General features: G+C 73.6%; 19 protein-coding genes and 1 riboswitch. Of the genes, 5 read left to right on the plus strand and 14 right to left on the minus strand.

The genetic code is table 11. The features are described from left to right. Positions 1-42 precede the first annotated feature (42 nt). The 3 genes from ACZ407_RS28980 to ACZ407_RS28990 form a co-directional block, all read right to left on the minus strand. Positions 43-228 (minus strand): SCO1431 family membrane protein, encoded by a 186-nt coding sequence (locus ACZ407_RS28980; RefSeq protein WP_468133354.1) that lies wholly within the window; start codon positions 226-228, stop codon positions 43-45. A gap of 192 nt (positions 229-420) precedes the next feature. Continuing rightward, positions 421-840 carry an SPW repeat protein gene (locus ACZ407_RS28985; protein WP_468133356.1) on the minus strand — a complete coding sequence of 140 codons (420 nt, stop codon included), beginning with the start codon at positions 838-840 and terminating at the stop codon, positions 421-423. A 138-nt stretch (positions 841-978) separates the two neighbouring features. Continuing rightward, entirely contained in the window at positions 979-2325 is a 1347-nt protein-coding gene (locus ACZ407_RS28990; RefSeq protein ID WP_468133358.1) for a C39 family peptidase, read from the minus strand. A gap of 118 nt (positions 2326-2443) precedes the next feature. Between ACZ407_RS28990 and ACZ407_RS28995 the strand changes: the two genes are divergently transcribed. Next, on the plus strand, positions 2444-3061 hold the full coding sequence (locus ACZ407_RS28995; protein WP_468133444.1) for a uridine kinase family protein: 618 nt from the start codon (positions 2444-2446) through the stop codon (positions 3059-3061). Positions 3062-3404: 343 nt separating this feature from the next. Then, positions 3405-5384 (plus strand): AAA family ATPase, encoded by a 1980-nt coding sequence (locus tag ACZ407_RS29000; protein WP_468133360.1) that lies wholly within the window; start codon positions 3405-3407, stop codon positions 5382-5384. 36 nt (positions 5385-5420) lie between these two features. On the opposite strand, the gene ACZ407_RS29005 is transcribed toward ACZ407_RS29000, so the two are convergent. The 10 genes from ACZ407_RS29005 to ribD form a co-directional block, all read right to left on the minus strand. Then, positions 5421-6497: a hemolysin family protein gene (locus tag ACZ407_RS29005; RefSeq protein WP_468133362.1), complete on the minus strand. Its 1077-nt coding sequence runs from the start codon at positions 6495-6497 to the stop codon at positions 5421-5423. After that, positions 6494-7843, minus strand: coding sequence for a hemolysin family protein (locus tag ACZ407_RS29010; RefSeq protein WP_468133364.1), 1350 nt, complete (start codon positions 7841-7843; stop codon positions 6494-6496). Before ACZ407_RS29010 ends, ACZ407_RS29005 begins: the two co-directional genes overlap by 4 nt. A gap of 179 nt (positions 7844-8022) precedes the next feature. Further along, positions 8023-8481, minus strand: a complete 459-nt coding sequence (locus ACZ407_RS29015; RefSeq protein WP_468133367.1) for a PH domain-containing protein — start codon at positions 8479-8481, stop codon at positions 8023-8025. Next, positions 8481-9329: an ATP phosphoribosyltransferase gene (gene hisG, locus ACZ407_RS29020; protein ID WP_468133369.1), complete on the minus strand. Its 849-nt coding sequence runs from the start codon at positions 9327-9329 to the stop codon at positions 8481-8483. The genes ACZ407_RS29015 and hisG overlap by 1 nt, the downstream gene beginning before the upstream one ends. Before the next feature lie 61 nt (positions 9330-9390). Continuing rightward, positions 9391-9672, minus strand: a complete 282-nt coding sequence (locus ACZ407_RS29025; RefSeq protein WP_468133371.1) for a phosphoribosyl-ATP diphosphatase — start codon at positions 9670-9672, stop codon at positions 9391-9393. Between the two features lie 58 nt (positions 9673-9730). Then, positions 9731-10216, minus strand: coding sequence for a 6,7-dimethyl-8-ribityllumazine synthase (gene ribH / locus ACZ407_RS29030; RefSeq protein ID WP_468133373.1), 486 nt, complete (start codon positions 10214-10216; stop codon positions 9731-9733). Positions 10217-10355: 139 nt separating this feature from the next. Continuing rightward, entirely contained in the window at positions 10356-11651 is a 1296-nt protein-coding gene (locus ACZ407_RS29035; RefSeq protein WP_468133375.1) for a bifunctional 3,4-dihydroxy-2-butanone-4-phosphate synthase/GTP cyclohydrolase II, read from the minus strand. Then, entirely contained in the window at positions 11648-12304 is a 657-nt protein-coding gene (locus tag ACZ407_RS29040; protein ID WP_468133377.1) for a nicotinamide mononucleotide transporter family protein, read from the minus strand. Before ACZ407_RS29040 ends, ACZ407_RS29035 begins: the two co-directional genes overlap by 4 nt. Next, positions 12301-12924 carry a riboflavin synthase gene (locus tag ACZ407_RS29045; protein ID WP_468133379.1) on the minus strand — a complete coding sequence of 208 codons (624 nt, stop codon included), beginning with the start codon at positions 12922-12924 and terminating at the stop codon, positions 12301-12303. Before ACZ407_RS29045 ends, ACZ407_RS29040 begins: the two co-directional genes overlap by 4 nt. Beyond that, positions 12925-14043 (minus strand): bifunctional diaminohydroxyphosphoribosylaminopyrimidine deaminase/5-amino-6-(5-phosphoribosylamino)uracil reductase RibD, encoded by a 1119-nt coding sequence (gene ribD, locus ACZ407_RS29050; protein ID WP_468133381.1) that lies wholly within the window; start codon positions 14041-14043, stop codon positions 12925-12927. Between the two features lie 138 nt (positions 14044-14181). Continuing rightward, a riboswitch (FMN riboswitch) is annotated at positions 14182-14312 on the minus strand. Positions 14313-14581: 269 nt separating this feature from the next. Here ribD and ACZ407_RS29055 point away from each other — a divergent pair. Then, the gene (locus ACZ407_RS29055) at positions 14582-17005 is read left to right on the plus strand and encodes a chitinase C-terminal domain-containing protein (RefSeq protein ID WP_468133383.1); all 2424 of its coding nucleotides are present in this window, start codon (positions 14582-14584) and stop codon (positions 17003-17005) included. Between the two features lie 166 nt (positions 17006-17171). On the opposite strand, the gene ACZ407_RS29060 is transcribed toward ACZ407_RS29055, so the two are convergent. Then, entirely contained in the window at positions 17172-18293 is a 1122-nt protein-coding gene (locus tag ACZ407_RS29060; protein WP_468133385.1) for an ROK family transcriptional regulator, read from the minus strand. Positions 18294-18381: 88 nt separating this feature from the next. Between ACZ407_RS29060 and ACZ407_RS29065 the strand changes: the two genes are divergently transcribed. Then, a complete protein-coding gene (locus ACZ407_RS29065) occupies positions 18382-19626 on the plus strand; it encodes an MFS transporter (RefSeq protein ID WP_468133387.1) in 1245 nt (414 codons plus the stop codon). Between the two features lie 62 nt (positions 19627-19688). Further along, a complete protein-coding gene (locus ACZ407_RS29070; protein ID WP_468133389.1) occupies positions 19689-21104 on the plus strand; it encodes a uracil-xanthine permease family protein in 1416 nt (471 codons plus the stop codon). The last annotated feature ends 130 nt before the right edge of the window (positions 21105-21234 follow it).

Below are 21234 nucleotides of genomic sequence, written 5' to 3' on the forward strand. Positions count from 1 at the left end.
CCGCAGTATGGCAGCCGCCGGCCCGCGGGCCGGCGGGTCCCGTCACATCAGGCCGGTCTGGGTGACGAACATCGCGAGGACGACGACGAGGGTCCAGCCGAGCACGTGCTCCAGCCACGCGGCCCCGCCCTCGGGGCCGCCGGTACGGGCGGCGGAGCCGGGCTCGGAGCCCTCGGGGGCGGGAGCGGGCTTGCGGAGCCGGGAGAGGGCTGCACTGGTCGCGGTCATGGCGTCTCGCATCGGTTCGTCTGGCAGTGGACGTCCCCCCGGTGTGCCGTCCAATGTGCCAGGGAACCGCCCCGCCGCGGTAGGCCGCCGGGCCCGCGGTGACGCTCTTCACAGCGCGGGCCGCGCGGCGCCGGGCCCCGGCACGACGGCCGGGGCCCGGCGGTTCCGCCCGCGCACGGGCGGCTTGCGGGTTCAGGTCCTCCTGCGGTCGGCCAGGGACATCGCCAGGCCGAGCAGCAGCGCGACGGCGCCGGTGATGACGTTGCTCACCACACTGCGGGTGGTGTCCATCTCACCGGTGACGACCCACGGGGACACGATCGTCCACGCGCCGATGGCCATGCCGGCCCATGCAATGGAGTGGGTGCGCTCGTAGGCGGAGCCCAGGCCGCCCATGAACAGGCAGTACGCGGCGCCGGTGATCAGGTTGCATATGGCCAGCGGCGCGAGGGCGCTGAACCCCGCGATCCACGGCGAGGCCGCGAGGTAGAGGCCGGTGACGACGGCCAGGGTCTCGACGGCCTGCGCTGCCGGGGTCGCGGTCGCCCGCTCGAACCGGGAACGCATCTCGGCGAGGTCGGGGTGGTGCTCGATGGTCGGGTGTAGGGACATGTCGGGCCGCCTCCTGTGAAGCACTTATCTGCCCTTTATCCCCTATGTAACTCTTGTCCCCACCCCTTGGTCAACGGCCTCCGCCGACCGGATCCCACGGGCTTGCCGGGGCCTGCGCGGCCCCGGCACGGGAGCCGTTCAGAGCAGCCCGACGGCCGCCAGCGCCGCGATCTGGGAGGCCGAGGGGAGGGCGGGCACGTAGACGTAGCAGATCCCGCCGGAGCCGCCCACCACCTTGCCCGCGGCGTTGTGGCGCTTGGTGCGCAGCCAGACGTTCTCGAACTCGCGGCGCCGGTAGACCCGCCGTACGGCCGCGTTGGTCGGCGCGTGCGGGTCGTTGGCGACCACGTCCCCCGCGGCGGTGAAGCCGACGACGGTCATCAGGTGCCCGGCGGTGCCGTAGCCCGCGCCGGTGAGCTCCTCGGCCCGGAAGGACTGCGAGGTGATCACCGGGATCCCGGCCCTGACCAGGCGTTCCGCGTCCGTGAGCGAGCCGAGCCGGGTCACCACCGCGGCCAGGTCCGGGTAGGTGGCGGCGTAGGCGGCGTTGAAGGGCCAGTTCCCGCAGCCCTGGTACTGGTGGTCGTACGTGCTCCGGGCCGCGTGGCAGACCTGCGGGTCGGGGTAGCTGCGGTCCACCCAGGCGAGGTCCGCCGGGCGGGGCCGGCGCCCCCAGTACTCGATGGCCATCTGCGAGGAGCTGGGGCTGCACCAGGCCTCCCCGCCGTTGTCGTACTGCGGGTACCGGCCCCTGTGGACCTCCTGGGAGTAGCGGGGCACCGCCAGTTCCCGGCCGGCCCCCGGCGCCGAGGCGGGCACCGTGAACCGGTCCGGCACGGCCGAGGCCATCGCACCGGCCAGGAAGACCACCGGGCTCCCGCCGCCGCCCGGGGCCCGGTGGAGCGTCAGCCGCAGCTGCCAGGCGGTGAACCGCAGCCCGCCCGCGGGTGCGTCCACGGACAGGGTGTCGGTGCCGACGCTGCTCTTCCCGTCCCCCTGCCCGTCCACCGAGGTGCGCCGGATGTCGGCGTCCCCGGCGGCCCAGCGGGCCATGACGTACCAGGGGCTGCGGGTGCCGTCGCCGTAGGTGCCGCGCAGCTCCACCTGGAGCCAGGTGCCCGCCGGGGTGTGCGCGTTCCAGGAGGCGACCACCTCGGTCGCGGGCACCGCCGTGCGGTGCTCCGGGGAGACCCAGCGGGCGTACTCCCAGGCCGCGGTCCGGCCGGTGTGCGGGTCGGTGTAGTCGGTGCGGCCGGCGGCCGCCGCGATCCGCAGCGAGGGCCGCGTCCCCCCGACGGCCGCGGTCCCCTCGTGGGTCCCGGCGCGCCAGTGGCCGTACGAGAACCAGAAGCGGTTGTCGACGGTGCGGCCCGGGCCCCCGGCCCGCGCTCCGGCGGCGGCCGCCCCCGGGGCCGGTGCGGCGGCGGCGGTGGCGACGGCGAGGGCGGCGGCCAGAACGGCCCGGCGCGGCGTGGAAGCGGTCATCGGCGGGGAACCCCCAGTCGGATCCGGACGGCTTTGCCGCCACCTTCGCAGCCCGCGGCCGCCCGCTGCCAGGCCCGCGGGCCGTGTCCCGGCTCAGTACGCTGGCCGGGTGACACCTCTGGAGACCCTCGCCCGCGAACTGCGCGCCCTGCCGCCCTCCTGCGGGCCGGTGCGGCTCGTGGCGGTGGACGGGCACGCGGGCTCGGGCAAGAGCACCTTCGCCGGGCTGCTCGCGCAGGCGCTGGGCGGGGCTCCGGTGCTCCACCTCGACGACGTGGCCTCGCATGCGGAGCCCTTCGGCTGGACCGGCCGGTTCCGGGAGCAGGTGCTGACCCCGCTGGCGGCGGGGCGGGCCGCGCACTGGGAGCCGTACGACTGGACCGCGCGGCGGTTCGGGCCGCCGCGGGTGCAGGAGCCGGTCCCGCTGCTCCTGATCGAGGGCGTGGGCACCGGGCGGCGGGCGCTGCGCCCCCACCTGGCGCGGCTGCTGTGGATGGAGACGCCGCGGGAGGTGTCCTGGGGGCGCGGGCGCCGGCGTGACGGGCGCGCGCTGACCGCCTTCTGGGACGGATGGGAGCGCGCCGAGGCCGCGCACTTCGCGGATGATCCTTCGCGCCCCTTCGCCGACACCCTGGTACGGCAGTGCGGTACGGGATACGAGTGGTCTTCGGGTGCGGGTGCGACGGCGGAGGCACCCCGTTCCGTGACCGAGGGTGACGGCCTGCCCCCGGTTTGAGCGGCGCTCAAGCCGGGCCGCCGGGGCGGGTCCCGAGGCGCTTGACCGGAGCACCGCAGCGGCCTTACGTTCTCAATGTGCGGCCCTTGCTGGCCGGCACGGACGCGAAGCCCCCGATTGTTCCCCCGTGATCGGGGGCTTCGTTCTGCCCCGGCCCGGCCCCTGCGGGCCGCCGACCCTCCACCGCACCTTCACCCTCCGTCACCGCAACGGCCTCGCCGGCCGGTTGCCCGAGTGCCCGACGCCCCCTGCGGCAGGGGCGTAACCGCAGGTACGATGCGAGTCTGATCCGGCGGAGCGGCCTGCGTAACTCCCGTCCATGACGCGGAGGTTGGGGGATGCGATGGATTTCGGCACGCAGGGCGGCAGCCACCACGCCCCGGCCGAACTCGCCTGGCTGCGCGGGGTGGACGCCTACACGATGGGCGCCTACCCGCAGGCCGAGGAGGAGTTCAGAGCCGCCGTCCGGCTGGACCCCTCGATGGCCGATGCCTGGCTGGGCCTGCACGCGCTGCGGGTGGACACCACCAGCGCCCTGCTGCGCATGTACGCGCACCGGGACCGCTTCGGCGAGCAGCGCGCCCGCCACCGGCGGACCCTGAACTCCTGGTACTGGCTGGGCTGGTGGGTGCAGCCGGTGCTGGAGAGCCGCCGGGACCTGCTGCTCGCGCACGCCTCGCACTGGCTGGACGGCCGCCACGTGCCCGAACTCGACCAGGCCCTGGCGGGGCTGCCGCCGGTGGACGCCGACCCGCAGGTCCGCTTCCTGCACGCCTGCCGCGCGTACCTGGTCAAGGACTGGGACCAGCTGGTCCGGCACACCGAACCGCTGGTGGACGATCCGCTGCTGGGCATCGAGTCGGGGCTCTTCGGCGGGATGGCCCGGGTGCGGCTGGAGATGTACGGGCAGGCCGAGCCGCTGCTCTCGGCGGCCCTGATGCGCTGCCGCAGCGAGCAGCCGCAGCGCAAGGAACTGCGCTACTGGCTGGCCCGGGCCCACGAGGGCACCGGCCGCAGCGCGGCCGCCCTGCCGCTGTACCGGGCCGTGCACCGGGTGGATCCGGCTTTCATGGACACCGCCGCCCGGCTCACCGCGATCGCCGAGGCCGACGGGCTCGACGGGCCGGACGGCCTGGACTACGAGCCGGTGGGGCCGGGCGGGGACTACGCGGCCGTGGCACTGGCCGGGGGCCTCGGCCAGGACGCCGCCGAGGGCTTCGCGGAGGGCTTCACCGATCCGGACCCGCTCGGACCGGCCCCCGAGCAGCCCGAGGGCCGCTACGGTCCGCCCCCGAGCCCCGGCCGCCCGGACGGGCCGCCGGGGGGCGCGGCGGGCGGGCCGGCCGCGGGCCCGGCCCCGGAGCCAGTGCGCCGCAAGGCCCCGGTGCCGGCCCAGCCCGGGCCGCCCGCGCTGCCCGCCGGGCCCGCGGACCCGGCGCTGCTCGCCGAGGCGCTGGCGGAGCTGGAGCACATGGTCGGGCTGGAGCCGGTGAAACGGCAGGTCAAAGCCCTGTCGGCGCAGCTGCACATGGCCCGGCTGCGGGCCGGGCAGGGGCTCCCGGTGCAGCCGCCCAAGCGCCACTTCGTCTTCTCCGGGCCCTCGGGCACCGGCAAGACCACCGTGGCCCGGATCCTGGGCCGGGTGTTCTACGCCCTCGGCCTGCTGGGCGGCGACCACCTGGTGGAGGCCCAACGCGCCGACCTCGTCGGGGAGTTCCTCGGCCAGACCGCTGTGAAGGCCAACGAGCTGATCGACTCGGCGATCGGCGGGGTGCTGTTCGTGGACGAGGCGTACAGCCTGTCCAACTCCGGCTACAGCAAGGGCGACGCGTACGGGGACGAGGCCCTCCAGGTGCTGCTGAAGCGCGCCGAGGACAACCGGGACCAGCTGGTGGTCATCCTGGCCGGCTATCCGGCGGGCATGGACCGGCTGCTGGCGACCAACCCCGGTCTCTCCTCCCGCTTCACCACCCGCGTGGACTTCCCCAGCTACCGCCCGCTGGAACTGACCGCGATCGGCGGGGTGCTGGCCGCCGCGAACGGCGACCGCTGGGACGACGAGGCCCTCGACGAGCTGCGGAGCATCAGCGGCCACGTCGTGGACCAGGGCTGGATCGACGAGCTCGGCAACGGCCGTTTCCTGCGCACCCTCTACGAGAAGAGCTGCGCCTACCGGGACCTGCGCCTGGCCGGCTACCCGGGCGTGCCCGGCCGCGAGGACCTGGCCACGCTCCGGCTGCCCGACCTGATGCAGGCGTACGGCGAGGTGCTCTCCGGCCGCGGCCCGCAGGACCGCGGCCGGCAGGAGCCGCCGCCGCTCTGAGCGGCGGCGGCCCGGGTTCCCGCCGTACGGCGGGCCCTACTGCGCGAACGCCGCCGGGGCCGGGATGCCCGCGGGGGCCGGGGTCCGGCGCCGGTGCGCCGGGTCGCGGACCTCGCCCACCAGCATTTCGAGCACGTCCTCCAGCGCGACCAGTCCGAGCACCCGGCCGGACGGGTCCGCGACCTGCGCCAGGTGGGTGGCGTCGCGGCGCATGACGCTGAGGGCGTCGTCGAGCGGGAGGGTGGCGCAGAGGGTGGTCATGCGGCGCCACACGTGCTGGGGCACCGCCCGCTCGCGGTCCTCCAGGTCCAGGACGTCCTTGACGTGGACGTAGCCCATGAAGGCCCCGCCCTCGGAGCGGACCGGGAAGCGCGAGTAGCCCGTGCGCACGGTCAGCGCCTCGATCTGCCGGGGCGTGGCCGAGGGGCCGACCGTGACCAGCTGGGACCGGTCGAGCAGGACGTCGGTGACCGGGCGGCTGCCCAGTTCGAGGGCGTCCTCCAGGCGCTCCTGCTCCCCGGGCTCCAGGAGCCCGGCCTGGCGCGAGTCCTCGACCAGCCGGCCCAGCTGGGCGCTGGTGTAGACGGCCTCGACCTCGTCCTTGGGCTCGACCCCGAAGAGCCTCAGCACCAGCCCGGCGCAGGCGCCGAGGGCCGTGGTGACCGGGCCGCACAGCCGGGCGAAGCCGACCAGTCCGGGGCTGAGCCACAGGGCGGTCCGCTCGGGGGCGGCCATGGCCAGGTTCTTCGGCACCATCTCGCCGATGACCAGGTGCAGGAAGACCACCGCGGCCAGGGCGACGGCGTAGCCGAGGGGGTGGATCAGGCCTGCCGGCACCCGTAGCGCGTGGAACACGGGTTCCAGGAGGCGGGCGACGGTGGGCTCGGCGACGGCGCCTAGGGTCAGCGAGCACACGGTGATGCCGAACTGGGCGGCGGCCATCATCCGGGGCAGGTTCTCCAGCCCGTACAGGGTCTGGCGGGCCCGCTTGGAGGTGGCGGCCAGCGGTTCGATCTGGCTGCGCCGGACCGAGACGAGGGCGAACTCCGCGCCGACGAAGAATCCGTTGGCGAGGACCAGCAGGACGGCGAGCACCAGTTGGAGCGCGTTCACCGGCCCACCGCCTGGAGTTCGGGCTCCGCCGGGGCCGGCGCCGTGCGCACCAGGCGCACCCGCTCGGCGCGGTAGCGGCCGACCTGGCGGACGGACAGCTTCCAGCCGGGGAGTTCGGCGCGGTCCCCGGGTGCGGGGATCCGGCCGAGGAGGTCCGCGACCAGCCCGGCGACGGTCTCGTACGGCCCTTCGGGCACGTCGAGGCCTATCCGGCGCAGGGTGTGCACCCGGCAGGAGCCGTCGGCGTCCCAGGCGGGGCGGCCGTCCTCGGCGGGCACGGTGGCCAGCTCGGGGGTCTCCTCCTCGGCCCGGTCGTGCTCGTCGCGGACCTCGCCGACGAGCTCCTCCACGATGTCCTCGAGGGTGACCACGCCCGCGGTGCCGCCGTACTCGTCGACCACGACGGCCATCGGCTGCTCCTTGCGCAGCCGCTCCAGCAGCAACTGGACGGGCAGGGTCTCGGGCACGAGCAGCGGGGGCACGGCGATCCGGCCGACTGCGGTGGAGGTCCGCTGGGCCTCGACCACGGCGAGGGCGTCCTTCAGGTGGACCACGCCGACGATCTCGTCGATGCGCTCGCGGTAGACCGGGAACCGGGACAGGCCGGTGGCCCGGGTCAGGTTGAGCACGTCGGCGGCGGTCGCGGTGGACTGGAGGGCGCTGACCCGCACCCGGGGCGTCATGACGTGCTGCGCGGTGAGCCCGCCCAGCGAGAGGGTGCGGACGAACAGGTCCGCGGTGTCCTGTTCGAGGGCGCCGGCCTGCGCCGAGTGGCGCACCAGCGAGACGAGCTCCCCCGGGGTGCGGGCGGAGGCCAGCTCCTCGGCGGGCTCCACGCCCAGGGCCCGGACCAGGCGGTTGGCCACCGCGTTGAGGCCGGAGATGACCGGCCGGAAGGCGCGGGAGAAGGCGTTCTGCGGGCCGGCCACGAAACGGGCGACCTGGAGCGGCCGGGAGACCGCCCAGTTCTTCGGCACGAGCTCGCCGACGACCATCTGGACGGCGGAGGCGAGGAGCATGCCGATCACGACGGAGACCCCGGAGACGGCGCCCTCGGGCAGGCCGGTCGCGGTGAGCGGGCCGGCGAGCAGCCCCGCGAGGGCGGGCTCGGCGAGCATGCCGACCACGAGCGAGGTGATCGTGATCCCGAGCTGGGTGCCGGAGAGCTGGAAGGAGAGCTCGCGCAGGGCCTCGACGACCGTGCGGGCCCGTCGGTCGCCTTCGGCGGCGGCCCGTTCGGCGTCCGGCTTCTCCACCGTGACGAGACCGAACTCGGCGGCCACGAAGAAGCCGTTGGCGAGGATCAGGGCGAAGGCCGCCCCGAGCAGGATGAGCGGGATGGTCATGCCGCCGCCTCCGGGGAGGTGGCGGCGCAGGTACTACCGGACGATCCGTCCATTGCTGGAGGGAGTCACTCCTCAAGTCGCAGGGGCCCACGGGCCCCGTGGGTGCGGGGCCGGCGGCAGGGCGCGACGACGCGCCCCGCCACCAGGGTAGTCATTGAGATCGTCCCCGCAATGGGGACTCAAGCGCCGGGTGTGCCGGTGCCGCGGGTTTCCGCGAGGGCGCGCAGGGCGCGGGCGTCGCCGATGGCCTGCTGCCGGGCCACGCCCGGCTGGATGCCGAGGGCGGGCAGGCTGGTGCCGTCGTTGAGGTCGAGGAAGACCCAGGGGTCGCCCGGGCGGAGGTTGACCCGCAGGATCTGGGCCCACTCCAGGCGCCGCTTGGTGGTGAGGTTGACGACCGTCACCCCGCCCTCGTCCGCGACCACCTTGGGCCGGCTGAGCAGCACCAGGACGGAGCTGAGCAGGGCTGCGGTGAAGACGAAGCTGATCCGCTCCCCCGTGCTGAGGCGTTCCAGCATGAACGCGATCGCGGTGATCGTCGCGAACATCGCCGTGCCGACGGTGAGCAGGACCACCCGGGTGCGGGTGGGCCGGAAGGTGACGGGCAGGGCCGGCGGGGCCGGCTGGTCGGCGGCCATCAGAGGCGGCAGGCGTGGATCGAGGTGGTGAGGATCGCGCGCGCCCCGAGCTCGTACAGGTCGTCCATGATCCGCTGGGCCTCCTTGGCCGGGACCATGGCGCGGACCGCGACCCAGCCCTCGTTGTGCAGCGGGGAGACGGTCGGGGACTCCAGGCCCGGGGTGAGGGCCACGGCGCGCTCCAGGTGCTCGGCGCGGATGTCGTAGTCCATCATCACGTAGCTGCGGGCGACCAGGACGCCCTGGAGGCGGCGCAGGAACTGCTGGACCTGCGGGTGGTCGGCGTCGGCGCCGTTGCGCCGGATGACCACGGCCTCGGACTTGAGGATCGGCTCGCCGATGACCTCCAGACCGGCGTTGCGCAGGCTGGTGCCGGTCTCGACCACGTCGGCGATGACCTCGGCGACGCCGAGCTGGATGGCGGTCTCGACCGCGCCGTCGAGGTGCACGACGGAGGCGTCGATGCCCTGGTCGGCGAGGTGCTTCGCGACGATTCCCTCGTACGAGGTCGCGATCGTCATCCCGTGGAAGTCCTCGGGGCCCTTGGCGGTGCCCGGGCGGGTGGCGTAGCGGAAGGTGGAGCGGCCGAAGTTCAGCGGGAGGATCTCCTCCGCGTTGGCCCCGGAGTCCAGGAGCAGGTCGCGGCCGGTGATGCCGATGTCGAGCTTGCCCGAGGCCACGTAGATCGCGATGTCCTTGGGGCGGAGGTAGAAGAACTCGACCTCGTTCTCCGGGTCGACCGTGACGAGCTCCTTGGACTCCTTGCGCTGGCGGTAGCCGGCCTCATGGAGCATCGCCGACGCAGGTCCGGACAGTGAACCCTTGTTGGGGACGGCGATGCGCAGCATGAGGTCGGTTCCTTTGTTCGCGTGGAGAGAGTGCTGTGCGGAGCGGGTGGGTGAGGTCTGCTCAGAGATGGGCGTAGACGTCGTCGAGGGTGATCCCGCGCGCGACCATCATCACCTGGACGTGGTACAGCAGCTGCGAGATCTCCTCGGCGGCGGCGTCCTTGCTCTCGTACTCGGCGGCCATCCAGACCTCGGCGGCCTCCTCGACGACCTTCTTGCCGATGGCATGGACGCCCTTGCCGACCAGCTCGGCGGTGCGGGAGGTGCTGGGGTCGCCGTTGGCGGCCTTGAGCTGGAGCTCGGCGAAGAGCTCTTCGAAGGTCTTAACGGGTGTGTTCGCCATGATGCCCTTAGGGTACGGGTTCGCCCCCGCGCCTCGGCGCGAGGGTTCACTCCTTGGACTACCGCCAGGGCTCGCTGACCGTGCGGAGGGTCATGGCGGTGGCGACGGCGGCGGTGACCGCTTCGTGGCCCTTGTCCTCGTTCGACCCCTCAAGACCGGCGCGGTCGAGCGCCTGCTCGTCGTTGTCGCAGGTCAGCACGCCGAAGCCGACCGGGACTCCGGTGTCGATGGACACCTGCACCAGGCCCTGGGTGACGCCCTGGCAGACGTAGTCGAAGTGCGGGGTGCCGCCGCGGATGACCACGCCGAGGGCGACGACGGCGTCGTACCCGCGTTCGGCGAGGACCTTCGCCACGACCGGGAGCTCGAAGCTGCCCGGGACGCGGAGCAGGGTGGGCTCGTCGATGCCGAGCTCGTGCAGGGCGCGCAGGGCCCCGTCCACGAGGCCGTCCATCACCTTCTCGTGCCACTGCGCCGCGATGACGGCGACCCGGAGGTCTCCGCAGTTGCGTACGCTCAGTTCGGGTGCGCCCTTGCCGCTCACAGCTCTCCTCGTTCCTACTGCCTGGTCGTGCTTCGTCGGGTGTTCTGTCGGGGTGGTGCAGGTGGTGCAGGTGGTGCCGCGGTGCCGGTCCGCGCGGGCCCGGCCCGCCGGTGGAGCAGGCCCGCCGGCCGGTGCAGGCCTACTGGCTGTTGCAGGCCGAGACGGCCGCGGAGTCCAGCCAGGGCAGGTCGTGCCCCATGCGGTCCCGCTTGGTGCGCAGGTACCGGAGATTGTGCTCCCCGGCCTCCACGGGCATCGGCTCGCGGTCGGCGACCTCGACCCCGTGGCGGACGAGCGCGTCGGCCTTCTCCGGGTTGTTCGTCATCAGGCGGACGCTGCGGACGCCGAGGTCGGCGAGGATCTGCGCGCCGGCCCCGTAGTCGCGGGCGTCGGCGGGCAGGCCCAGTTCGAGGTTGGCGTCCAGGGTGTCGCGGCCGCGCTCCTGGAGCTCGTACGCGCGCAGCTTGGACAGCAGGCCGATGCCCCGGCCCTCGTGGCCGCGCAGGTAGACGACGACCCCGCGGCCCTCGGCCTTGATGCGCTCCATGGAGGCGTGCAGCTGGGGGCCGCAGTCGCAGCGCAGCGAGTGGAAGATGTCGCCGGTGAGGCATTCCGAGTGCATGCGCACGAGGACGTCCTCGCCGGTGCCGATCTCGCCGTGGACCAGGGCGACGTGCTCGACCCCGTCCGTGGTGGAGCGGTAGCCGTACGCCGTGAACTCGCCGAAGGAGGTCGGGAGGCTGACCTCGGCCTCGCGGCGGACGGTGGGCTCGGCGCGGCGGCGGTAGGCGATCAGGTCCTCGATGGAGATGATCGTCAGGCCGTGCTTGCGGGCGAAGGGGATCAGCTCGGGCAGGCGGAGCATGACCCCGTCCTCGCCGGCGATCTCGACGATCGCACCGGCCGGGCGCAGGCCCGCCAGCCGGGCGAGGTCCACGGCGGCCTCGGTGTGGCCGGGGCGGACCAGCACGCCGCCGGGCTTGGCGCGCAGCGGGAAGATGTGCCCGGGGCGGACGAAGTCGCCGGCGTCGGTGGTGCCGCTCGCGAGCAGCCGCAGGGTGGTGGCGCGGTCCCAGGCGGAGATGCCGGTGGTGACGCCGTGGGCCGCGGTCGCGTCCACGGAGACGGTGAAGGCGGTCTTCATCGACTCGGTGTTGTGGGCGACCATCTGCGGGAGTTCGAGGCGCTCCAGCTCGTCGCCCTCCATGGGGGCGCAGATCAGGCCGCGGCACTCGCTCATCATGAAGGCGACGATCTCGGGGGTCGCCTTCTCGGCGGCGATGACGAGGTCGCCTTCGTTCTCGCGGTCCTCGTCGTCGACGACGACCACCGGGCGGCCGGCCGCGATGTCGCGGACGGCCTGCTCCACCGGGTCGAGGCGGAAGCTCTCGTAGTCGTCCGGGACGGGCGTGAGGGTGGGCTTCAGGGAGGTCATGCCGCCGCTCCTTCCAGGGCCGTGGCGGGGTGGGTGGTGCGGGAGCGCTGGTACCAGTCGTAGGCGCCCCAGAGGACGAGCGCCCCGTAGATCACGTAGACGAGGCCGGAGAAGGCGTAGCCGTTGGCGAAGGCCAGCGGGACGCCGACGGCGTCCACCAGCAGCCAGGCGAACCAGAACTCGACCATGCCCTTGGCCTGGGCGTACATGGCGACGACGGTGCCGACGAACACGTAGGCATCGGGCCACGGGTCCCAGGACAGGGTCGGGACGGCGGTGAAGAGCCCGCCGACGGCGAGGGTGCCGAGGGCGGCGGCGCCCAGCAGGGCGGCGCGCTCGCGCCAGCTCGCGAAGCGGACGGCGAGGGAGCCGTCCTGGGCCTGCCGGCTGCCGCGGGTCCACTGGAGCCAGCCCCACGCGGCCACCACGACGACCACGACCTGCTTGCCGGCGCTGCCGGAGAGGTGGCCGGCCGCGAAGGCGGTGAAGAGGATCGCGCCGGAGAGGAGCTGGATGGGCCAGGTCCAGATGGAGCGGCGCCAGCCGAGGGCGAGGGCGATCAGGCCGGCCGTGTTGCCGATCATGTCGGCCCACTTGATCTGCTGCCCGAAGACGGTGAAGGCGTCGGAGTTCAGCCAGGTAACGGCGCTCATTCGGCGGCCTCCGGGGTGTGCAGCGGGTTCACGCCGGCGCCGAGCAGCCGCTCGACGTACTTGGCGAGTACGTCCACCTCCAGGTTGACCGGGTCGCCGGGCTGCTTGATGCCGAGCGTGGTCAGGGCGAGGGTGGTGGGGATGAGGCTGATGGTGAAGTGGTCGGCCGCGGCCTCGACGACCGTGAGGCTGACGCCGTCGACGGTGATCGAGCCCTTCTCCACGACGTAGCGGGAGAGCGCCGCGGGGAGGGAGACCTTGACGATCTCCCAGTGCTCGGACGGGGTGCGGGAGACGATGGCCCCGGTGCCGTCCACGTGGCCCTGTACGAGGTGGCCGCCCAGCCGCCCGCCGAGCGCCATCGGGCGCTCCAGGTTGACGCGGGAGCCGACACCCAGGGCGCCGAGGCTGGAGCGCTTGAGGGTCTCCGCCATGACGTCGGCGGTGAACTCGCCGTTCTCCGTCTCCACCACGGTCAGGCAGACGCCGTTGACGGCGATCGAGTCGCCGTGCTTGGCACCCTCGGTGACGAGGGGGCCGCGCAGGCGGAAGCGGGAGGCGTCCGCGAGCTGCTCGACGGCGGTGACCTCGCCCAGTTCTTCGACGATTCCGGTGAACACTCAGTGCTCCTTGGGGGCGGTGGTGGGGACGGCGGTGATGCGGAGATCGGGGCCGGTGCGCACGGTCTCGGTGATGTCGAGGCGCAGGGCGTCGGCGAGGGTGGCGATCCCGGCGTCGGCGAGGGCGGCGGGGCCCGCGCCGAGCAGGACCGGTGCGAGGTAGCCGACGACCTTGTCGACGGCTCCTGCGGAGACGAAGGCGCCGGCCAGGGTCGGCCCGCCTTCGAGGAGTACGGAGCGCACCCCGCGCGCGTACAGCTCGCGCAGCAGGGCGGGGACGGAGAGCCCGCGCCCGTCGTGCGGGAGCCGGGCGACGGCGAGGCCCTCGATGCCGTCGAGGTGCCGGGTGTCGGCGTCCTCGGCCACGGCGATCAGGGTGGGCGCGGCCCCGTCGAGGACGCGGGCGCCGGGGCGGACCGTGGCGTGCGTGTCGAGGACGACGCGCAGCGGCTGGGTGGCGCCTTCGATGCCGCGGACGGCGAGGTGCGGGTCGTCGGCGCGCAGGGTGCCGGAGCCGACGAGGACGGCGTCGGACTCGGCGCGCAGCCGGTGCACGTCGGCGCGGGACTCGGGGGAGCTGATCCAGCGGCTGGTGGCATCGGCGGCGGCGATGCGCCCGTCGAGGGTGGCGGCGTACTTCCACAGCACGTACGGGCGGCCCAGGCGGACCGCGGTGAGCCAGGCGGCGTTGCCCTCGGCCGCCTCGGCCTCCAGGAGTCCGCCGAGGGTCTCGACCCCGGCCGCGCGCAGGGTGGCGGCACCGCCGCTGGCCTGCGGGTTCGGGTCGGAGACGGCGTAGACCACGCGGGTGATGCCGGCGTCGATCAGGGCCTGCGCGCACGGGCCGGTGCGGCCGGTGTGGTTGCAGGGTTCGAGGGTGACGTAGGCGGTGCCACCGCGGGCCCGGTCGCCGGCCGCGCGCAGGGCGTGGACCTCGGCGTGGGGGCCGCCGGCCTGCCGGTGGAAGCCTTCGCCCACGACGGTTCCGGCCGCGTCGGTGACGACGCAGCCGACGACGGGGTTGGGGCTCGTGGAGCCGAGGCCGCGGGCGGCGAGCGCGATGGCGCGTCGCATGGCGTCTGCGTCGGCGTGGTTGCCCACCGGGTCCTCCTGCCTCATTCGGGCACGGACTCCGGGGCCTGTCGGGATACGACAGATGAAGCGGGAACACGCACGGGGACGCCGAGGCCGAAGACCCGCCCCACCTGCGAAAACGCTGGCGAAACGGCCTACAGCGGCGTACCTGTGACTGGCCCGCCGCGCACTGCCTCCCATCCGGACTTTAACCGTCGGTCCAGGAATTTCACCTGGTCAACCGGCCGCTGGCTGCGGACGGGTCGCGGACTATAACCGCCGGTTCGGAATTACACCGACCCCGGAGTGCGCTGCTACTGGTACTGGAGCAAGTGTGCCACGCCTGATCCACACCCATGCGGGTGACTGCGTGTGGCCTGGCTCACAACGGAGCGCACTCAGGCAAGTCGAGACCGAGCCCTTCCGCGTTGGTCCAGACCTATTGACGACGTGGTCTAGTCCTCTTAATGTCTGCTTCACCTTCCCGGGAGACGGCCCGTCAGATGTGCGCACATCTGGGGCGATAGCGCCACCTTTCAGTTCGTTGTGTCCTGCCAACCTCCCTTCCCCAGGAGGCACGATCGTGCTGTCCCCCACGCGCACGAGAGCCACGCTGATGGCAGCCGGAGCCGCAGTTGCCGGCCTGCTCTTCAGCTCGCTCTCCGCCGGCGTCTCGCACGCCGCCGACAACGAGAGCTGTCGTCCCGACGGCCTCTACAAGACCGCGGGCGTCGACGTCCCCTACTGCTCGGTGTACGACTCCGAGGGCCGCGAGAAGATGGGCGCCGACCACAAGCGCCGCGTCATCGGCTACTTCACGGGCTGGCGCACCGGCAAGGACGGCACGCCCGCCTACCTTGCGAACAACATCCCGTGGAGCAAGGTCACCCACCTCAACTACGCCTTCGCCCACGTGGGCGGAGACAACAAGATCTCGGTCGGCGGCGACGGCCCGAACAACGCGGCCACCGGCATGACCTGGCCGGGCGTGGCGGGCGCGGAGATGGACCCCGCGTACTCCTACAAGGGCCACTTCAACCTGCTGAACAAGTTCAAGAAGCAGTACCCCGATGTGAAGACCCTGATCTCGGTCGGCGGCTGGGCGGAGACCGGCGGCTACTTCGCCGACAACGGGGACCGGGTGGCCTCCGGCGGCTTCTACTCCATGGCCACGAACGCCGACGGCTCGGTGAACCAGGCGGGCATCGACACCTTCGCCGACTCCTCCGTGGCGTTCATCCGCACGTACGGGTTCAACGGTGTCGACATCGACTACGAGTACCCGACCACGATGAAGGACGCGGGCAATCCGCTCGACTGGTCCCTGTCCAACGCCCGCCGTGCGGGGCTGGTCAAGGGCTACGCCGCGCTGATGAAGACCCTGCGCGAGAAGCTCGACCGGGCGGGCGCCGCCGACGGGAAGCACTACCTGCTGTCCGTCGCCGCCCCCTCCTCCGGCTACCTGCTCCGCGGCATGGAGACCTTCCAGGTCCAGCAGTACCTGGACTACGTCAACATCATGTCGTACGACCTGCACGGCGCCTGGAACGAGTTCGTCGGTCCGAACGCCTCGCTCTTCGACGACGGCAAGGACAACGAGCTCGCCGCGGCCGGGGTGTACGGCAGCCAGCAGTACGGCGGCATCGGCTACCTGAACACGGACTGGGCTTACCACTACTTCCGGGGGTCCATGCCCTCCGGCCGCATCAACATCGGCCTGCCGTACTACACGCGCGGCTTCAAGAACGTACAGGGCGGCACGGACGGACTGTGGGGCAAGGCGGCGGCCACCACCTGCCCGGCCGGCGCGGGCCTGACCAAGTGCGGCGACGGCGCGGTCGGCATCGACAACCTGTGGCACGACAAGGACACCAACGGGGTGGAGTCCCCCGCGGGCTCGAACCCGATGTGGCACGCCAAGAACCTGGAGCGGGGCGTGGTCGGCGACTACGTCACCAAGTACGGCTTCCCGGCGAACACCACGCTGACCGGCACCTACGCCCGCAAGTACGACTCGACCCTGGTCGCGCCGTGGCTGTGGAACGCGCAGAAGAAGGTCTTCCTGTCCACCGAGGACGAGCAGTCGGTCGCGGCCAAGGCGGACTACGTGGTGGACCGCGGCATCGGCGGCACGATGGTCTGGGAGCTGGCGGGCGACTACGCCTGGAACGCGGCCAAGGGCCAGTACGAGGCGGGCAACACGCTCACCACGCTGATGTACGACAAGTTCAAGGCGGCCACCCCGTACGGGGCGAAGAAGGCGGGCGGCACGCTGCCCACCCAGGCCGTGGACGTCAAGGTCGAGTTCACCGACTTCAAGCTCGGCGACTCGAACTACCCGATCACCCCGAAGATCAAGATCACCAACAACACCAAGGCCACCCTGCCCGGCGGCACGGAGTTCCAGTTCGACTACGCGACCTCGGCGCCGAACAACGCCTCCGACCAGTCCGGCTTCGGCACGAAGGTGATCAGCAGCGGCCACACCGGCAGCAACGTCGGCGGCCTGAAGGGGGACTTCCACCGGGTCTCGCTGAAGCTCCCGGCCTGGCAGTCGCTGGCCGCCGGCGCCTCGGTCGACCTGTCCTTCAACTACTACCTGCCGGTGTCCACGCCCTCCAACTGGACCGTGAACGTCTCCGGCACGACGTACGCCCTGGCCGGCGACATGGCCCGCGGCACCACCCTGGTCGACCTGGGCTCGGGCAGCACGACGGGCGGAACCACCGGCGGGACGACCGGCGGCACCACCGGCGGGACGACGGGCGGGACGACCGGCGGTACGACCGGCGGCACCACGGGCGGGACGACCGGCGGCACCACCGGCAGCACCACGGGCGGCGGGGGCACCTGCACCAACCCGCCGTACGCCGCGGGCGCCGTCTACACCGGCGGCACGGTCGTCTCCCACAAGGGCCGCAACTGGAAGGCCAAGTGGTGGACCCAGAACGAGGAGCCCGGCACCACCGGCCAGTGGGGTGTCTGGGAGGATCTCGGCGCCTGCTGAACCGATAGGCGGCAGCAGCCGATGACGTGAGGACCCGGTGGCCCGGCGGCCACCGGGTCCCCGCACGTCCGGCACCGGAGCCCGGCGGGGAGGCCGCCGTCCGGCAGGGCGCGATCCGGCCCCGCCGGCGTCCGAGGTGCGGGTCCGGGCAGCGCCCGGCGGGACGCTACGCCGTCCCGAACAGCGCGTCCTGCGCCGCGTCCCGGGCCAGCAACCGCGCCCCGGCGAGCACCGCCGGCCCACCCAGCGACGTGGCCCGCACCCCCGTCGGCACCGGGGTCAGCGTCAGCAGCCGTTCAGCGACCCGGTCCGCGAGGGCCGGCCCGCCGGCCAGGCCCAGCTCCCCGCCGAGCACCACGCAGCCCGGGTCGAGCACGGCCGCGACCGCCGCCGCACCGATGGCGAGCCGCTCGGCGAAGGCGTCGAGGAAGGCCTCCCCGGCCGCCCCCGCCACCGCCTCCTCCGGAGCCCCCGCGAAACCGTGCGCGCGCGCCAGCGCGGCCACCGCCGCACGCCCCACCAGCGCGTGGAACCCGCCCTCGCACCCGGTGGCCGAGGGCAGCCCGCCGGTGCCGGGCACCGGCAGGAAGCCGATTTCGCCCGCCCCGCCGGAGGCCCCCCGGCGCAGCCGCCCGTCGAGCACCACCGCGGCGCCCACGCCCGCCCCCAGCCACAGCAGCACGAAGGACTCCGCGTCCCGGGCCGCGCCGAGCCGCTGTTCGGCCACGGCCGCCAGGTTGGTCTCGTTCTCCACCCGGACCACCGCGGGCAGCCGCTTCTGGAGCAGGGCGAAGAGCTCGCGGTGCCAGCCGGGCAGTCCGGCGGTGTCGCGGAGCTCCCCGGTGCCCGGGGAGACCAGGCCGGGGGCGCCCATCACCACCGTGTGCAGCTCCTGCGCTCCCGCCTCGCGCGCGGTGCGCTCCAGGGCGGCGACCGCCTCCTCGGCGGTGCCGGTGGGCAGTTCGGCCTCGGCGAGCGGGCTCCCGAGCAGGTCGGTGACGACGGCGGTCGCGCGGTCGGTGCGCACGTCGAGCGCGGCCAGGTGGGCCCGGCGGGCGACGATCCCGTACAGCCGGGCGTTGGGTCCGCGCCGCTGTTCGCCGGACTCCCCGACCACCTCGACGAGCCCGGCCGCCGTGAGCCGTTCCACCAGGTCGGCGACGGACGGCCGGGACAGCCCGGTCAGGGCCTTGAGCTGGGTCGCCGTCAGCGGCCCCTCCTCCTGGAGGAGGCGCAGCGCCAGCCGGTCGTTGATCGCCCGGGCCGTACTCGGGGAGGCAGGTGACATCGCGCGCACGCTCCAGAACCTATCGGGTGGCCCGCCGGGTCGGGCCGGGGGGTTAATTATCAGGCAGGCTCCCTGATAGTTTATGTCCATGACAGGGGAAACCGACCTCGCCCCGCGGCGGCTGCGCCGCGCCCGGATCGCCATCGCCGCCGTGTTCTGCGTGCACGGCTCCGTCACCGGAAGCTTCGCCACCCGCATCCCGTGGATCCAGGACCACGCCTCCCTCGACGCGGGCTCCCTCGGGCTCGCCCTCGCCTGCCCGGCCGTCGGAGCCGCCCTCGCGATGCCGCTGGCCGGCCGGGTCAACCACCGGTTCGGCGCCCGGACCGCGCTGACCGGCCTGCTGGCCCTCTGGACCCTCTCCCTCACCCTCCCGAGCCTGGCCACCAGCCTGCCGGCGCTCTGCCTGGCCCTCGCGGTCTACGGGATCACGGCCGGCATGTCGGACGTGGCGATGAACGCCCTCGGCGTGGAGACCGAGAACCGGCTCGGCCGCTCGATCATGTCCTCGCTGCACGGCATGTGGAGCGTCGGCGCCCTGATCGGCTCGGCCGGCGGCACCCTCGCCGCGCACGCCGGGACCGACGCCCGGCTGCACCACCTGGCCGTCGCCCTGCTGCTCACCGCGGCGGGCCTGATCGCCTGCCGCGGGGTGCTGGACCTGCGCAGCGCACCCGGCGAGGAGCCCCCGCCGCACTTCACCCTGCCCCCGCGGTCCGCCGTGCTCATCGGGGCGGTCGGCTTCTGCGCGGTCTTCGCCGAAGGCGCCAGCCTCGACTGGTCCGGGGTCTACCTCAAGGAGGTCCTCGACACCGACGCCGGTCTCGCGGCCGCCTCGACCACCGCCTTCGCCCTCACCATGGCGGCGGCCCGGCTCGCGGGCGACCGGGTGGTGGACCGGTTCGGCGCGGTACGCACGGTCCGCACGGGCGGGGCGGTCGCCACGGCCGGCGGCCTGCTCGTCGTCACGGCGGTGCACCCGGCCGCCGCCCTCGCCGGCTTCGGCCTGATCGGCCTCGGCATCGCCGTGGTCGTGCCGCTCGCCTTCGCCGCCGCGGCGCGCAGCGGCCCCGCCCCGGCCCAGGCCATCGCGGGCGTGGCCACCGTGACCTACACCTCCGGGCTGATCGCCCCCTCGGCGATCGGCGCCGTCGCGGACGCCACCTCCCTCGTGGTCTCCTTCGGCCTGGTCACCGCACTGGCCTGCGCCCTGGCCTTCGGGGCGACGGTGCTGCGCCCGAAGGGCCGGGCCGGCCACGCCGCCGGGAGCACCCCGGCCGCCGCCCCCGACACCCCGTCCGACCAGGGCGAACCGACCGGAATGCGGCCGTAGGATACGGCTGGCCGCGCTGCGGCCGCTGTGATCTTCACACGACCGGCGAAACGGAGTGGAACATGCGCCTCGGCGTGGGCTGGACCCTGCACGGTGACGGGCGGACCCCCGCCCCCGGGGCGGTGGTGCGGCCGGACGAGCGGCTGTCCTGGCCGCGGACCGCCGGACTCGGCGCCCAGCACGTCGTGGCCATGTTCGGCGCCAGCTTCGTGGCCCCGGTCCTCATGGGCCTGGACCCGAACCTGGCGATCATGATGTCGGGCGTCGCGACCGCCATCTTCCTGCTCGCCACCCGCGGCCGGATCCCCTCCTACCTCGGCTGCTCGCTGTCCTTCGTCGGGGTGGCCGCCGCGATCCGCGCCTCGGGCGGGGACAGCGCGACCGTCACGGGCGCGGTGTTCGTCGTCGGCGCCGCGCTGCTGCTGGCCGGCCTCGCCGTACAGCGCTTCGGCGCGCGGATCATCCACGCCGCGATGCCGCCGGTGGTCACCGGGGCCGTGGTCATGCTCATCGGCTTCAACCTGGCCCCGGTGACGGCCTCCACCTACTGGCCGCAGGACCAGTGGACCGCCCTGCTGGTCATGCTGTTCACCGGGCTCGCGGTGGTCTGCCTGCGCGGCTTCTGGTCCCGTATCGCGATCTTCCTGGGCCTGCTCTTCGGGTACGGGATCTCCTGGCTCTTCGACCGGCTCTTCGGGAAGATCCACTCCGCGGTGGGCGGACCCGAGGCGGTGGACCACTGGCGGCTGGACCTGTCCGGAGTCGGCAAGGCCGACTGGATCGGCCTGCCCTCCTTCCACGCGCCCGCCTTCGAGTGGTCGGCCGTCCTGGTCGCCCTGCCCGTGGTGATCGCGCTGATCGCGGAGAACGCCGGGCACGTGAAGGCGGTCGGCGAGATGACGGGCGACCCGCTCGACGACAAGCTGGGCACCGCGATCGCCGCCGACGGCGCCGCCTCGATGCTGTCCACCGCGCTGGGCGGCCCGCCCAACACCACGTATTCCGAGAACATCGGCGTCATGGCCGCGACCCGCGTCTACTCCACGGCCGCCTACTGGGCCGCCGCGGGCTTCGCCCTGCTCTTCGGCCTCTGCCCGAAGTTCGGCGCCGTCGTCGCCGCGATCCCCGGCGGGGTGCTCGGCGGCATCACCGTGATCCTGTACGGGATGATCGGCCTGCTCGGCGCCCAGATCTGGATCAACGGGCGGGTGGACCTGCGCAACCCGCTGAACCTGGTGCCGGCCGCGGCGGGCATCATCATCGGCGTGGGCGGGGTGAAGCTGCACATCAGCGAGAACTTCGAGCTCGGCGGCATCGCCCTGGGCACCCTCGTGGTCATCACCGGCTACCACGCCCTGCGGTTCTTCGCCCCCGCGCACCTCAAGGAGCAGGAGCCCCTCCTCGACTCGGGCACCTCGGCCTACGACGAGCAGGCGGAGGCGCAGGAACCGGAGGCGGGCCGCGGCGAGCGCGCCTGACGGCCGCGGCGGGAGCGCCGGGGGGGGGGGGGGGGGGGGGGAGCCCCCCCCCCCCCCCCCCCCCCCCCCCCCCCCCCGGCCCGGCCCTCAGCCCGTCCCCGCCAGCACCGCAGGCGAGTTGGCGCCCGGC

This window comes from Streptomyces sp. NPDC030809 (assembly GCF_055572195.1).

What these genes read in the sequence shown, in the direction of transcription:
- ACZ407_RS29060 (WP_468133385.1), bottom strand. Translation starts at nt 18,293, where the DNA reads ATGTCACCTGCCTCCCCGAGTACGGCCCGGGCGATCAACGACCGGCTG.
- ACZ407_RS28990 (WP_468133358.1), bottom strand. Translation starts at nt 2,325, where the DNA reads ATGACCGCTTCCACGCCGCGCCGGGCCGTTCTGGCCGCCGCCCTCGCC.
- ACZ407_RS29035 (WP_468133375.1), bottom strand. Translation starts at nt 11,651, where the DNA reads ATGACCTCCCTGAAGCCCACCCTCACGCCCGTCCCGGACGACTACGAG.
- ACZ407_RS29040 (WP_468133377.1), bottom strand. Translation starts at nt 12,304, where the DNA reads ATGAGCGCCGTTACCTGGCTGAACTCCGACGCCTTCACCGTCTTCGGG.
- hisG (WP_468133369.1), bottom strand. Translation starts at nt 9,329, where the DNA reads ATGCTGCGCATCGCCGTCCCCAACAAGGGTTCACTGTCCGGACCTGCG.
- ACZ407_RS29070 (WP_468133389.1), top strand. Translation starts at nt 19,689, where the DNA reads ATGCGCCTCGGCGTGGGCTGGACCCTGCACGGTGACGGGCGGACCCCC.
- ACZ407_RS29065 (WP_468133387.1), top strand. Translation starts at nt 18,382, where the DNA reads ATGACAGGGGAAACCGACCTCGCCCCGCGGCGGCTGCGCCGCGCCCGG.
- ACZ407_RS29025 (WP_468133371.1), bottom strand. Translation starts at nt 9,672, where the DNA reads ATGGCGAACACACCCGTTAAGACCTTCGAAGAGCTCTTCGCCGAGCTC.
- ribD (WP_468133381.1), bottom strand. Translation starts at nt 14,043, where the DNA reads ATGAGGCAGGAGGACCCGGTGGGCAACCACGCCGACGCAGACGCCATG.
- ACZ407_RS29010 (WP_468133364.1), bottom strand. Translation starts at nt 7,843, where the DNA reads ATGACCATCCCGCTCATCCTGCTCGGGGCGGCCTTCGCCCTGATCCTC.
- ACZ407_RS28980 (WP_468133354.1), bottom strand. Translation starts at nt 228, where the DNA reads ATGACCGCGACCAGTGCAGCCCTCTCCCGGCTCCGCAAGCCCGCTCCC.
- ACZ407_RS29015 (WP_468133367.1), bottom strand. Translation starts at nt 8,481, where the DNA reads ATGGCCGCCGACCAGCCGGCCCCGCCGGCCCTGCCCGTCACCTTCCGG.
- ACZ407_RS28985 (WP_468133356.1), bottom strand. Translation starts at nt 840, where the DNA reads ATGTCCCTACACCCGACCATCGAGCACCACCCCGACCTCGCCGAGATG.
- ACZ407_RS29000 (WP_468133360.1), top strand. Translation starts at nt 3,405, where the DNA reads ATGGATTTCGGCACGCAGGGCGGCAGCCACCACGCCCCGGCCGAACTC.